This is a genomic window from Phaeacidiphilus oryzae TH49 (assembly GCF_000744815.1).
Lineage (GTDB): Bacteria > Actinomycetota > Actinomycetes > Streptomycetales > Streptomycetaceae > Phaeacidiphilus > Phaeacidiphilus oryzae.
This window is the reverse complement of the sequence record NZ_JQMQ01000005.1, coordinates 3,532,937-3,545,832: the sequence shown is the minus strand read 5'-3', so window position 1 is coordinate 3,545,832 and position 12,896 is coordinate 3,532,937. Positions and strand designations below refer to the sequence as shown.

Sequence of the window (12,896 nt, the reverse complement as noted above, 5' to 3'; positions counted from 1 at the left end):
GGACAGCCGCCACCGGGTTTTCCCCGTACGACTGCCCGGTCTCCCTGTGATCACTTCCCGATCGCGGCTTCCATCATGGCCTTCGCGATGGGAGCGGCGAGGCCCGAACCGGAGATCTCGCTGCGCTGGGTCTTGCTCGCCTCGACCACCACCGCGACCGCGATCGGCGAGCTGTCGCCGACCTTGGCGTAGGAGACGAACCAGGCGTACGGGTTTCCGGAGTTGTCCACACCGTTCTGCGCGGTACCGGTCTTGCCGCCGACGGTGACGCCGGGGATCTGCGCGGTGGTTCCGGTGCCCTTCTGGACCACGTTCTCCATCAGCTGCTGCAGCTTCTGCGCGTTGGCGGCGCTGAGCGGCTGCGAGTACTGCTGCGGCTTGGTCTGCGAGACCACCGAGAGGTTCGCCGCCTCCTCCTGCGCGACCAGGTACGGCTTCATCAGCACGCCGTTGTTGGCGACCGCCGAGGCGACCATCGCCATCTGCAGCGGGGTGGCCGTGGTGTCGTGCTGGCCGATGGAGTCCAGGGCGAGCAGCGCCTGCCCGTTCGGGGTCTGGTCGAAGTTGCTCTTCGCGACGCCGATCGGGGTGGTCAGGTTGCTGTCGTCGAAGCCGAACTTCTTCACCTCGGCCAGCATCTTCGCCCGGCCCATGTCCGCGCCGAGCTTTCCGTACACCGTGTTGCAGGAGTACTGGAGGGCCTGCATCAGCGAGGCGTTGGTGCAGGGGATGTTGCCCTCGTTGGTCAGCGGGTGGTCGGTGTCCGGGGCCTTGTACGGGTTGGGCGAGTCGGTGGCCGCGTTGATGTCCAGGTTGGGGTCGTTCTCCAGCGCGGCGGCCGTGGTGACCAGCTTGAAGGTGGAGCCCGGCGGGTACGTCTGGCGCAGCGCGCGGTCCAGCATCGGCTGGTCCTTGTCGCTGGTCAGCGCCGTCCAGGCCTTCTGGTCCGCGGAGCTCATCCCGGCGAACGTGCCGGGGTCGTAGGAGGGCTTGGACACCAGCGCGAGGATCTTGCCGGTGGACGGGTCGAGCGCCACCGCGGCGCCGCGCTTGTCCCCGAGGCCGTTCCAGGCCGCCTGCTGCACCTTGGAGTTGATCGTGGTGATGACGTTGCCGCCCTGCTTGGGCTTGCCGGTCAGCATGTCCAGGGTGTTGCGGAAGAACAGCCGGTCGTCGTTGCCGGAGAGGATGCCGTCCTCGAGGTTCTCCAGGCCGGTGCTGCCGTAGGCCTGCGAGGAGTAGCCGGTGATCGGCGCGTACATCGGGCCGTCGGCGAAGCCCTGCTTGTACTTGTACCGGTAGCCGTTGACGTTGATGGACTTCGTGACCGGCTTGCCGTCGACGATGATGCTGCCCTGCGGGTAGGCGTACCGCTCGATGGCGACCCGCTGGTTGTTCGCGTTGGTGTCCAGGGCGTTGGCCTGCACCCCCTGCACCCAGTTCACCCGCACCAGCAGGGCGAGCACCAGCAGCAGGCAGAAGAGGGAGACCCTGCGGATCGGTTTGTTCATTCGGGGGTCGCCCCTCCTTCGTCGGCGGCACTCGTTCGCGGTACACCTGTGTACACGTCGTTCATTACGCCCTCACCACCTGGGTCGGTTCCGCGTCCGCGGAGGGCTCGGGACCGGGTGCGGGGCGGCGGGCCGAGTCGCTGATCTTCAACAGCACGGCCACCAGGGCCCAGTTGGCGATGACGGAGGACCCTCCCTGGGCGATGAACGGCAAAGTCATCCCGGTCAGCGGGATCAGCCCGGTGACGCCGCCCGCGACCACGAACACCTGGAGGGCGAGGCCGCCGGAGAGGCCGACCGCCAGCAGCTTCCCGAACGGGTCGCGGGCCGCCAGGGCGGTCCGCATCCCCCGCTCCACCAGCAGCGCGTAGAGGAGGAAGAGCGCCATCAGCCCGGCCAGCCCGAGCTCCTCGCCGATGGTGCCGAGGATGAAGTCGCTCTTGGCGGCGAAGCCGATCAGCCAGGAGTGGCCCTGGCCCAGTCCGGTGCCCAGGGTCCCGCCGGAGCCGAGGGCGAAGAGCGACTCGGCGAGCTGCGAGTTGCCCTTGTGCGCCAGCCCCTGGGCGAAGGGGTGGAGCCAGTCGGTGACCCGCTGGTGGACGTGGCCCTCGGTGGAGCCCACCGCGAAGGCCCCGCCGGCCGACAGCAGCAGCCCGACCGCGATCCAGCTGGTGCGCTCGGTGGCGACGTACAGCATCAGCACGAACATGCCGAAGAAGAGCAGCGAGGTGCCCAGGTCCGTCTCGAAGACCAGGATCAGCAGGGAGAGCAGCCAGACCGCGAGGATGGGCCCGAGGTCCCGGCCGCGCGGCAGGTAGAGCCCCAGCACCCGCCGGGAGGCCAGCGCGAGGGCGTCCCGCTTCACCATCAGGTAGCCGGCGAAGAACACCGGCAGCACCAGCTTGGCGAACTCGCCCGGCTGGATGGAGAACCCGCCGATCTTGATCCACACCTTGGCGCCGTAGACCGCCGGGAAGAACGCCGGGGCGGCGAGCAGCACGATGGCCGCCGCCATCGAGATGTAGGTGTAGCGCTGGAGCAGCCGGTGGTCCCGCAGCAGGATCAGCACGCCCACGAAGAGGCCCACGCCGAGCGCGGACCAGACCAGCTGGGTCGGCGCCGAGCTGGAGTTGTCCTGCAGCTCCTTGGCCTTGTCCAGCCGCCAGATGAAGACCAGCCCGAGCCCGTTGAGGAGGGTGGCGATCGGCAGCATCAGCGGATCCGCGTACGGCGCCCAGCGGCGCACCACCAGGTGGGCGACCAGTGCCAGGCCGCCCATCCCCAGGCCGTAGCCCAGCATCCCGGCGGGCACCGACCCGTCCATCGCCAGACCCGTGTTGGCGTAGGCGAAGACCGGGATCAGCACCGCGAAGACGAGGAGGGCCAGCTCGGTGTTGCGGCGGTTCGGCGCTCCCTGCGGGGTGATGGTGATCGTGCTGGTGGCGGGGCCCCTACCGCTCAAGGTGCTCACCTCGGCGCCGCCCTAGGGCGTGCCGGAGGCGGTGTCGCACTGCCCCGCGAGCTGGCGCTGCTGCTGGGTGAGGCTGGGCGTGGCGGACGGCGAGGCGCTCGCCGTCGGGCGCGGGGCGCCGGGCTTCGCGCTGCTGCTCGCACCCGCGGAGGGGGTGGGCCTGGCCGACTCGGAGGAGGTGCGGGAGGACGGCTTCCCGGTCGTCGCCACGGTCTTGCAGACGGTCGCCTGGTCCTGCAGCGAGGCCACCTTGGACTGGGCGTCGCTCAGGCTGGAGACGCTGATGGTGCCGTCGACCTGGGTCTGCTGGAAGGACGGCAGGTACTTGAGCTGGATCCCCGGGTAGTCCTGGTAGATCGAGGAGAGGTCGATCCCCGCCAGGCTCTGGTTGACCCCGCGGAAGACCGCCACGTGGTCGCCGTCCGCGCCCACGTAGTACTGGCTCTGGGTCCACTGGTAGCCCGCCCAGCCGCCGCCGGCCAGCACCACCAGCACGGCCAGGGTGATCAGTCCGGCCTTCAGGCCGCGGCGGCGGCGCCGCGGCCTGCCGTACGGCTCGTCCTCGTCCAGGCCGTCGTACCCGTCGTAGCCGGTCTCGGCCTGGCCCGAGGGGTCGGGGGAGCCGCTCCGGCCCAGGCCCGCGGCCCGGGCGGCCGGGGTGTTGGGCAGCGTGTGGTGGCCGCCCCAGGGGCCGCCCGCCGGGTTGGCGGCGTTCTCGGAGACCGCGCCGACCACCACCGGGGTGTCGTTCAGCTGGCCGGCCAGGGTGGTGTCCGGGCCGCCCACGTCCAGGACGTCGGCGATCACGCAGGTGATGTTGTCGGGGCCGCCGCCGCGCAGGGCGAGCTGGATCAGCTCCTGCACGGTCTGCTGCGGGGAGTAGTAGCTGCCCAGGGTCTCTTCGAGGGTCTGGTGGGAGACCACCCCGGAGAGCCCGTCGGAGCAGAGGAGGTACCGGTCGCCGGCCCGGACCTCCCGGATCGACAGGTCGGGCTCGACGCGTTCCGCGGTGCCCAGGGCGCGCATCAGCAGGGAGCGCTGCGGGTGGGTGGAGGCCTCCTCCTCGGTGATCCGGCCCTCGTCCACCAGCCGCTGCACCCAGGTGTGGTCCTGGGTGATCTGGTTGAGGACGCCGTCCCTCAGCAGGTAGGCGCGCGAGTCGCCGATGTGGACCATGCCGAGCCGCTGGCCGGTCCAGAGCAGCGCGGTGAGGGTGGTGCCCATCCCCTCCAGCTGCGGGTCCTCCTCGATCAGCTCCCGCAGCCGGTCGTTGGCCCGGTCGACGGCCTGGCCGAGGGCGGTCAGCACGTCGGTGCCGGGGACGTCCTCGTCCAGGGAGACCATCGTGGTCAGCACCTCGGAGGAGGCGACCTCGCCGGCCGCCGCACCGCCCATGCCGTCGGCGACGGCGAGCAGCCGCGGGCCCGCGTACCCGGAGTCCTCGTTCCCCTCCCGGATCATCCCCTTGTGCGATCCTGCGGCGAAGCGCAGCACGAGGCTCATGCGGTGCCGTCCCCCTTCGGGTGTGCGGCCGTCCCGCGGGCGGGCTGAATCCGATCCCTCATGCGCTACTACTTCCGCAGCTCGATGACGGTCCTGCCGATTCGGATGGGCATGCCCGGCTGGATCGGCGTCGGCGTGGTGAGCCGAGTCTTGTCCAGGTAGGTGCCGTTGGTCGAGTTCAGGTCCTCGACGATCCACTGACCGTCGCGGTCCGGATAGATCCTGGCATGCCTGGAGGACGCGTAGTCGTCGTCCAGCACGATTGTGGAATCGTGCGCCCGGCCGAGCGTGATCGTCTGGCCCTGGAGGGCGACCGTGGTGCCGGCCAGCGAGCCCTGGACGATCACCAGCTGGGTGGGCACCCCCCGGCGCTGCCGGTTCTCCTTGCGGCCGGCGGCGCGCTGCCCGCCGCGCTGGGCCGGCGGCTGCTGCCGGCCGGCGGCGGCCGCGGCGGGCCGCCTGGCCACCCGCTGGGTGACCCGGGTGCCGAACAGGTCGCTGCGGATCACCTGCACGGCGACAATCACGAACAGCCACAGAACGGCGAGGAATCCCAGCCGCATGACCGTCAGGGTCAGCTCTGACATGTGGGCCGCGTCACCCTTCGGCTTGCCGGTAGACGATGGTGGTACTGCCCACGACGATCCGTGAGCCGTCGCGGAGCGTAGCGCGCTGGGTGTGCTGTCCGTCCACCACGATGCCGTTGGTGGAGCCCAGATCGAGCACCATCGGCGGATTTCCGGGCCTGATCTCGGCGTGCTTGCGGGAGACACCGGGGTCGTCGATCCGGATGTCGGCCTCGGTGCTCCGGCCCAGGACCACGGGCGCGCCGGTCATCTGGTGCCGGCTGCCGTTGATCTCCAGCCAGTTGCGGCCCGGCTGCCCCGCGCCCGTGGGCGCCGGCGAACCGTAGCCGCCGGGCACGCCCTGGCCGCCGGGCTGGGCGGCCGCCGGGCTCGGCTCGTTCCCGCCGATGGTCGGCGAGTAGCCGGGGACGGGCGGCGGGGCGGAGGGCATGGGGGGCTGCTGGCCCGGGGGCGGACCGTAGCCCGGCGCAGGCGCGGGGCGGGCGGGCCCTGGCCGTAGCCGCCGGGCGGCGGGTAGCCGTAGCCGCCCGGCTGCGGGGGCTGCTGGTAGGAGCCCGGGGGCTGCTGGCCCTGCGCCTCGCCCGCCGCCAGGGTGCGGCTGCGCACCCGGTAGAGCCCGGTGTCGAGGTCCTCGGCCCGCTCCAGGTGCACCTGCAGCGGCCCCATGAAGGAGTAGCGCTGGGCCTGGGCGTACTCCCGGACCATCCCGGCGAGCTCGGTGCCCAGCTGGTGCGCGTACGGGCTCAGCCGGTCGTGGTCGTGCGGGCTGAGCTCGACGATGAAGTCGTTGGGGACGACGGTGCGGTCCCGGTTCCAGATCGAGGCGTTGTTGTCGCACTCGCGCTGCAGCGCCCCGGCGATCTCCACCGGCTGGACCTCGGACTTGAACACCTTGGCGAAGGTGCCGTTCACAAGACCCTCGAGTCGCTGTTCGAACTTCTTCAGGACTCCCATGGGGCACCCCCTTCCGTTGCGTGTTCCATCGGCCTGCTCTTCGTGTGCAGCTTCCGGCATGCCGGGTGGGCTCGGTCGGGGACGTCGCCACCCGGTACTGCTGTCGTGCTTACTGATCGTATCCACGCGGCGGGCAACTGTGCGGTTCCCCGTCCGGAGGGCGATCGAGCACCGGTCCCCTGTGGCGCGGAACACAACTGCTGCACACCGCGGCCACGGTTCGGCACCGGTGGCTAACGGCAGCATGCCACCGTCCGGCGGAAGTTGGTGAGGGGGCCCGGGTCCGCAGTCCACGGTTACCCCCGCGCGGCCATGGTCATCCGGGGGACCTGAGCCGATCCACCCGTTCGGCTTCGTCCATCGGGTGTGCCGCGACCGGGCCCGGCGGCGCCCTGGTGGTAAGGGTCGGGGTGGTCCGGGGTGGTCCGGGGCACCCCCTCCGACGTGCTAATGTTTTCCACGTCGGAAGGCGCCGCCGGAGAGCGGAGCCGGGGCGGAGAACCTGGTCGGGATCGGGTTTGAACCTCGGCCGAGGAGTTCGGTAGCATCGACGGCACACCCAATGCGCGGGTGGCGGAATAGGCAGACGCGCTGGATTCAGGTTCCAGTGCCCGAAAGGGCGTGGGGGTTCAACTCCCCCCTCGCGCACACAGTGGAAGAGCCCCTTCCCGGAGATCTCCGGGAAGGGGCTCTTTCGTGTGCTCTCGCCGGCACCGTGCGCCCAGGGGCGCGGGCGGCCCCGGGCGCGGGCGGGGGTCAGCCGCCGGCGGCGGCCGGGGTCTCCGCGATCTCGTCAAGCGACGGGGGTGTGAGGCGGCGCACGGCGTCCTGCATGTGCTCCTCGATCAGGGCGAGGAGGCGCGGCTCGTCCTCCTCGCGCAGCGCCTCGATGAGCGCCGCGTGCTCCTCCACCAGGGCGTCCGGGTCGGGGTGCTCGCCGGTGAGTGCGGAAAGGCACATCCTGGTCTCGACGAAGAGGGTCTCGCAGATCCGCCGGAGCCGGGGGCTGCCCGACTCCTCGACCAGGACCTGGTGGAACTCGGTGTCCGCGGTGCCGATCGCGGTGAGGTTGCCGCGGCGGGCCGCCGCCGCCATGGTGCGGTGCACCTTGGCCAGCCGGTCCGCCGTCCGCTGCGGGTCCCGCTGGAGCACCAGCCGGCAGGCGGCGGACTCCATGGCGGTGCGGGCGAGGTAGATGTCCCGGACGTCGTCCTCGTCCAGCGTCGTCACGAAGACGCCGCGGTGCGGGGCGCTGACCGCGATGCCCTGCTGCACCAGGCGCTGCAGGGCCTCGCGGAGCGGGCCGCGGCTGACGCCGAGCTGGCCGGCCAGCTCGGCCTCGCCCAGCTGGGTGCCGGGGGCGAGGGTGCCGTCCATGATCGCTTCGGTGAGCTGGGCGGCGATGATGGTCGACGCGGGTTCCCGCTTGACCGGTCGCAGGGCTTTCGCAGTGGCCATATTCAGTTCGATTCCTCGAGTGGCTGCGGCCGTGGCTCACACGGCCGCATGGGTGGGGTGATCGGGGGTTCGGGAGCGCCGGAAGAGCGAGCCGAGGCCGGGGCGCGGGGCGGCGTCCCCGGCAAGCCGCAGGCCCTCCCAGGCGGTGACCTGGTTGGCGGTCAGCACCGGCTTGCCGACGGCCTCCTCCAGCTCGTCCAGCCAGGCCGCGCTGTGCAGCGCGGTGTCCGGGAGGAGGATCGCCTCGGCGTCCGGGTGGTCGTTGGACCGGGCCAGCTCCAGCACCTCGTCGCGGCCCAGGGTGCCGACCTCGGCGGCGGTGATGATCCCGCGCCCGGAGACCTGGACCACCTGGGAGCCGGCCGCCTCCAGGAAGCGGACGAAGTAGCCGGCCACGTCCTCGGGGTAGGTGGCGGCGATCGCCAGCCGCCGTACGCCGAGCGCCCGGACGGCGCCGGTGAAGGCGAAGGAGGTGGAGGAGACCCGCTCGACGGGCAGCCCGGCGGCCTCGGCCAGCTCCTCGACCTGGCGGCGGGCGCCCTCCGGGCCGTAGATGAAGCTGGCGCTGGTGCAGGCCCAGACGACGGCGTCCTGCGGCTGCCGGAGAAGCTCGCCGAGGGCGGCCTTGAGACGGTGGGTGGCGCCCATCTCGAGCAGCTCGTCGGGCCGGTGGGCGTCGGTGCCGATGTCGGTGTGGACGAGGGTCAGCCGCACCCCGCCGCCGATCATGGCCTCCAGCCGGGGGTAGTCGTCCTCGGCGGAGTGGCCGGGGTAGAGGAAGCCGACGCGGGCCGCCATGTCGCTCATGCTGAGTGGTCCTTTCGTGCGGGCATTCTAGCGGCGAAAGCCCGGCAAGTGCAGATTGTTGACATCGGAAGGCGCCCGGGGAACCCCCTGGGCGCTGGTCAACCGGCTTAGTGCTCGGGCCAGTTGGGTTCCGATGCCGGACCCGGATCCTCCGGCTGGCCGGCCGGAGGGGGGTCCGGAAGGGTTGGCTCGCACGGCGCCGGGCCGGTGGCGGGCAGCGGCTCGGCGGGCGGCAGCGGCTCGGCCGAGGGCAGGGGCTCGGCGGGCGGCAGCGGCAGGGACCTGTTGCGGAGGTACGGGCCGAGGGCCTCGCGGGCCGCCTGGTCGATCAGCGACTGGTAGTCGCCGGTGGCCCGCAGGCCGATGTGCCGCAGCGCGGCCCACATGGTGACCTGGTTGGCCGAGATCACCGGGATCCGCAGCTCGGCCTCCAGCTGCGGGATCACGTCGTAGGTGGCGAGGTTGGTGCAGCTGATGAAGAGGCAGTCGGCCTCGGACAGGTCCGCGGTGCGGGCCAGGTCCACCACGTTGCGGTAGCCGACCTTCCAGATCTCCCCGGTCAGCCCCATGTACTGGCGGCTGACCACCTCCACGCCGGCCTCGGCGAGGAAGTCCGCCAGCGCGTCGGTGAGCGAGGCGGTGTAGGGGGTGATCACGCTCACCCGGCGGGCCCCCAGTTCGAGCAGCGCCTCCAGCAGGGCGCCGGAGGTGGTGACGGCCGGCATGTCCCGGCCGGCCCGGCTCATCGAGGAGCACATCGCGCGCTCGTGCGGGATGCCCCCGACGAAGCTGCCCGAGGTGCAGGCGTAGGCGAAGGACACGGGCCGGACCGCGTCCAGGGCGGTGACCGCGGACTGCAGTGTCTCGTGCTCACTGATCAGGCGGGCCATGTCGACGCTCACCTCGACGGGCACGTAGGGGGTGCGGGTGAGGTGGAGGGAGACCTCCTCTGGCGTCCACCGCCAGAGCTCCCGGTCGAGTGCGAAGTCGAACGGGGCGACGACGCCGATGCCGCGCTGCGGTACCGGGCCGCCGAAGGTGGTGATGTCCAATGCAGGGCCCCTTCGTGGCTGCACGCGCGCGGCCGAATCCCCGGACCACGCGCCAGAGGTGGACACGATGACGAGTGGGTTGTGCGGTGCCTGCGGTCCGGGCCGTCCCCTGCGGACGGACCGGGGAGCCGTGTAGATTGTTGACAACGTAAAGATCTGCTGCTTAGCGTGTCAATCCCCTGCCGGCAACGACCCGTCGACGCGGGTGAACCGGCTGGTGGGAGGCGGCCGCCGGAAGCGTCGTGCCGCCTGTCCTCCCAGTCTGCACCGCACGTGTTGCCCGCCGGTTGCCTGCCGGTTGCCTCTTACCTCGCACCGCCCGCCTCTCACCTCCTGTCGGCGAATCGCCGAGCGATCCGAAGGACCGTCGTGACGAAGAGCGAATCCCTCCGTGCGTCCAGCCCTCCGCGCGAGCCCCGGGCCCCGCGGGTGCTGGTACTCGCCGGCGAACCGCCGCCGGAGCTGGCCGGGGTGGCCGCCGAGGCCGAGCTGGTCTGCATCCCCGAGGAGCGGCTCGCCGCCGAGCTCCCGGCCGCCGACGTGCTGCTGGTCTGGGAGTTCGGCACCGAGGCGCTGCCCGCCGCCTGGCCCGAGGAGGGCGGCCCGCGCTGGGTGCACACCGCGAGCGCCGGGGTGGACCGGCTGATGTTCCCGGCGCTGACCGAGTCCGACGTGCTGGTCACCAACTCCCGCGGGGTCTTCGAGCAGCCCATCGCGGAGTACGTGGCCGGCTGGGTGATCGCCCTGGCCAAGGACTTCGCCGGGACCTACGAGCGGCAGCGGAACCGAATCTGGGAGCACCGGGTCACCGGCCGGGTCGCGGGGACGCGGGCGGTGGTCGTCGGCGGCGGGCCGATCGGACGGGCCGTACTGCGGACGCTGCGGGCGCTCGGGCTGCGGGCGGACCTGGTGGGTCGGACCCGCCGGGAGGACGACCCGGAGCTCGGCCTGGTGCACGGATTCGACGAACTCGTGTCTGACGAAGGCCTGTTGGGGCAGGCGGACTGGGTGGTCTGCGCCGCTCCGCTGACCGCGGAGACCGACTCGATGTTCGACGCGGCGGCGTTCTCCCGGATGAAGCGCGGGGCGCGGTTCCTGAACGTCGGCCGCGGCCCGCTGGTCGTCGAGGAGGACCTGCTGGCGGCGCTGGCGGACGGGCGGCTCGGCGGGGCCGCGCTGGACGTCTTCCGCGAGGAGCCGCTGGACGCCGGCAGCCCGCTCTGGACGGCGCCGAACCTGCTGGTCTCGCCGCACATGTCGGCCGACACCGACAGCTGGCTGGAGGACCTCGCCGAGGTCTTCGCGGACAACCTCGCCCGCTGGCGGGCCGGCCGGCCGCTGCGCAACGTCGTGGACAAGAAGCTGGGCTACGTACCGGTCGCGGCCGGCGCGCCGGCCCCGGACGAGGAGGGGAACCGATGACCGAGCCGTATGCGATGACGGCGACCGAGCTGGTCGCCGCGTACGAGTCCAAGGAGCTCTCGCCGGTCGAGGCCACCGCCTCGGTGCTGGACCGGATCGAGGCCGCGGACCCGGTGCTCAACGCGTACTGCCTGGTCGAGGCGGACGCGGCGATGGAGGAGGCCCGGCGGAGCGAGGACCGGTGGAGCCGCGGGGAGCCGGCGGGGCTGCTGGACGGCGTCCCGGTCTCCATCAAGGACCTGCTGTACACCCGGGGCCGGCCCACCCTGCGGGGCTCGCTGAGCATCTCCGCGGAGCGCGAGTGGGCGGAGGACGCGCCGAGCGTGGCGCGGATGCGGGAGCAGGGGGCGGTCTTCGTCGGCAAGACCACCACCCCGGAGTTCGGCTGGAAGGGCGTCACCGACAACCCGCTGACCGGGATCACCCGCAACCCCTGGAACCCGTCGACCACGTCCGGCGGCTCCTCGGGCGGCAGCGCGGCGGCGGTGGCCGCCGGGATGGCGCCGCTGTCGGTGGGCACCGACGGGGGCGGGTCGGTGCGGATCCCGGCGGCGTTCTGCGGGATCTTCGGGATGAAGCCGACGTACGGTCGGATCCCGCTCTATCCGGCCTCGCCGTTCGGCACCCTCGCGCATGCCGGGCCGATGGCCCGGACCGTCGAGGACGCCGCGCTGCTGATGGACGTGGTGACGGGGCCGGACAGCCGGGACTGGTCGGCGCTGGAGTCGCCGCGCGGGGGGTACCGGGCGGCGGTCGCCGAGGCGCTGGCGATGGGCTCGCTGGCGGGGCTGCGGATCGCCTACGCGCCGACCCTGGCGGGTGCCGAGGTGGACCCGGAGGTCGCTGCCCGGGTGGAAGCGGTCGCGGGGCTGCTGGAGCGGCTGGGCGCGGACGTGGAGACCGCCGACCCGGGGTTCGCCGACCCGGTGGAGGCGTACCACACGCTGTGGTTCTCGGGGGCGGCGAAGGTGGTCGAGCAGCTGGGCCCGGAGCAGTTCGCGCGGCTGGACCCGGGACTGCAGGAGATCTGCCGGGAGGGCGCGGCGAAGAGCGCGCTGGAGTACCTGGGAGCGGTCGACGAGCGGATGGCGCTGGGGGTGTGGATGGGGCGCTTCCACGAGACCTACGACCTGCTGCTGACGCCGACGATCCCGATCCCGGCGTTCGAGGCGGGGGTCGAGGTGCCGCCGGGCAGCGGGCTGCGCCGGTGGACCGGGTGGACGCCGTTCACCTACCCGTTCAACCTCACCCAGCAGCCGGCGGCGACGGTGCCGGCCGGCCTCGCCGGGGGGCTGCCGGTGGGGGCGCAGTTGGTGGCCGCCCGGCATGGGGACGAGCTGGTGCTGCGGGCTTCCGCGGTGCTGCATGCCGCGCTGTGCGCGGAGGGGGTGGTCGGGACGGGGCCGGTCGGCTGAGGCGGCGGCTGCGGCTGCGGCCGAGGCTGCGCCTCCGCGCGGGACGGCGCCGCGGCCGGCGACGGAGGTCCGGCTGCAACCGGGGGGCCGTCGCCGGGCGCGGCGCCGTTGGTGGTTGGTCGCGCAGTTCCCCGCGCCCCTTGCTTGCGCCTTCGGCGCTGCGCTCGCTGCGCTCGGGGCTAGTCGGCGCGCTTGAAGTGGAGGGATTCGCCCAGGGCGCCGGCGCGCCAGAGGTCCTGGGCGGCTTCGGCCATGCGGTCCAGGCCTTCGGTGATGGCGCCCCAGACGATGCCGGGCACCCAGCCGGCGTCGCCGTTGATCAGCAGGTTGTTGCGCTCGTAGAAGAGCGCGAGGTCGACCACGGTGGTGCGCTCGGCGTGCGCGGCCCTGGTGCCCTGCTGCTCGGCGGCCGCCTCGTAGCCGTAGGCGGAGCTGCTCAACTGGGTGTCGGAGAAGGTGAAGTAGCACAGGTCGCCGGGGATCGGCGTGATGGTGGGGTTCTCCAGCGGCGGTTCCTGCGGCGCGAACGGCGGTACCAGGGTGTAGATCTCGTTGCGCGCGTACTTGGCGTGGTAGACGTCGCCGCCGAGCGGCAGCGCGTCCCAGATCGCCTGGCAGGTGATCGGCGCCCGGTCGAAGAGGAGCTTCGCGGTGCAGCTCACGCCGCGCTTGGGCAGGGAGACCTCGATGAAACGGTCCATGGGCATGGGGCAGCC

At 72.3% G+C, this 12,896-nt stretch carries 10 protein-coding genes, 1 tRNA gene and 1 pseudogene; 3 read left to right on the top strand and 9 right to left on the bottom strand.

The window, feature by feature from the left end; translation table 11 throughout:
• Positions 1-50: 50 nt before the first annotated feature.
• The 5 genes and pseudogenes from BS73_RS19495 to BS73_RS19475 all read right to left on the bottom strand — a co-directional run bounded on the left by BS73_RS19495 (position 51) and on the right by BS73_RS19475 (position 6,026).
• A complete protein-coding gene (locus tag BS73_RS19495; RefSeq protein ID WP_037574281.1) occupies positions 51-1,511 on the bottom strand; it encodes a peptidoglycan D,D-transpeptidase FtsI family protein in 1,461 nt (486 codons plus the stop codon).
• 64 nt (positions 1,512-1,575) lie between these two features.
• Positions 1,576-2,973: an FtsW/RodA/SpoVE family cell cycle protein gene (locus BS73_RS19490; protein WP_051940122.1), complete on the bottom strand. Its 1,398-nt coding sequence runs from the start codon at positions 2,971-2,973 to the stop codon at positions 1,576-1,578.
• A gap of 21 nt (positions 2,974-2,994) precedes the next feature.
• A complete protein-coding gene (locus BS73_RS19485; protein ID WP_037574279.1) occupies positions 2,995-4,485 on the bottom strand; it encodes a Stp1/IreP family PP2C-type Ser/Thr phosphatase in 1,491 nt (496 codons plus the stop codon).
• 68 nt (positions 4,486-4,553) lie between these two features.
• On the bottom strand, positions 4,554-5,072 hold the full coding sequence (locus BS73_RS19480) for an FHA domain-containing protein FhaB/FipA (RefSeq protein WP_037574276.1): 519 nt from the start codon (positions 5,070-5,072) through the stop codon (positions 4,554-4,556).
• 10 nt (positions 5,073-5,082) lie between these two features.
• Positions 5,083-6,026, bottom strand: a pseudogene (locus tag BS73_RS19475) (FhaA domain-containing protein).
• 564 nt (positions 6,027-6,590) lie between these two features.
• Here BS73_RS19475 and BS73_RS19470 point away from each other — a divergent pair.
• Positions 6,591-6,674, top strand: a tRNA-Leu gene (locus BS73_RS19470).
• 108 nt (positions 6,675-6,782) lie between these two features.
• Here the strand turns inward: BS73_RS19470 and BS73_RS19465 are convergent.
• The 3 genes from BS73_RS19465 to BS73_RS19455 form a co-directional block, all read right to left on the bottom strand.
• Complete coding sequence (locus BS73_RS19465; protein ID WP_037574275.1) at positions 6,783-7,484, bottom strand: GntR family transcriptional regulator; 702 nt, start codon at positions 7,482-7,484, stop codon at positions 6,783-6,785.
• Between the two features lie 36 nt (positions 7,485-7,520).
• Complete coding sequence (locus tag BS73_RS19460) at positions 7,521-8,282, bottom strand: maleate cis-trans isomerase family protein (RefSeq protein WP_152617875.1); 762 nt, start codon at positions 8,280-8,282, stop codon at positions 7,521-7,523.
• Between the two features lie 116 nt (positions 8,283-8,398).
• On the bottom strand, positions 8,399-9,343 hold the full coding sequence (locus tag BS73_RS19455; protein ID WP_037574272.1) for a maleate cis-trans isomerase family protein: 945 nt from the start codon (positions 9,341-9,343) through the stop codon (positions 8,399-8,401).
• Positions 9,344-9,712: 369 nt separating this feature from the next.
• On the opposite strand from BS73_RS19455, the gene BS73_RS19450 reads away from it, so the two are divergent.
• On the top strand, positions 9,713-10,765 hold the full coding sequence (locus BS73_RS19450; protein ID WP_235215460.1) for a D-2-hydroxyacid dehydrogenase: 1,053 nt from the start codon (positions 9,713-9,715) through the stop codon (positions 10,763-10,765).
• Complete coding sequence (locus tag BS73_RS19445) at positions 10,762-12,180, top strand: amidase (protein ID WP_037574269.1); 1,419 nt, start codon at positions 10,762-10,764, stop codon at positions 12,178-12,180. The genes BS73_RS19450 and BS73_RS19445 overlap by 4 nt, the downstream gene beginning before the upstream one ends.
• A gap of 179 nt (positions 12,181-12,359) precedes the next feature.
• Here BS73_RS19445 and BS73_RS19440 read toward each other — a convergent pair whose 3' ends face one another.
• A complete protein-coding gene (locus tag BS73_RS19440; RefSeq protein ID WP_235215459.1) occupies positions 12,360-12,887 on the bottom strand; it encodes a DUF3830 family protein in 528 nt (175 codons plus the stop codon).
• Positions 12,888-12,896 lie beyond the last annotated feature (9 nt).

Excerpts from the sequence above, each read along its gene's own strand:
- BS73_RS19495 (WP_037574281.1), bottom strand. The coding sequence starts at position 1,511 with ATGAACAAACCGATCCGCAGGGTCTCCCTCTTCTGCCTGCTGCTGGTG.
- BS73_RS19485 (WP_037574279.1), bottom strand. The coding sequence starts at position 4,485 with ATGAGCCTCGTGCTGCGCTTCGCCGCAGGATCGCACAAGGGGATGATC.
- BS73_RS19480 (WP_037574276.1), bottom strand. The coding sequence starts at position 5,072 with ATGTCAGAGCTGACCCTGACGGTCATGCGGCTGGGATTCCTCGCCGTT.
- BS73_RS19465 (WP_037574275.1), bottom strand. The coding sequence starts at position 7,484 with ATGGCCACTGCGAAAGCCCTGCGACCGGTCAAGCGGGAACCCGCGTCG.
- BS73_RS19460 (WP_152617875.1), bottom strand. The coding sequence starts at position 8,282 with ATGGCGGCCCGCGTCGGCTTCCTCTACCCCGGCCACTCCGCCGAGGAC.
- BS73_RS19445 (WP_037574269.1), top strand. The coding sequence starts at position 10,762 with ATGACCGAGCCGTATGCGATGACGGCGACCGAGCTGGTCGCCGCGTAC.
- BS73_RS19440 (WP_235215459.1), bottom strand. The coding sequence starts at position 12,887 with ATGCCCATGGACCGTTTCATCGAGGTCTCCCTGCCCAAGCGCGGCGTG.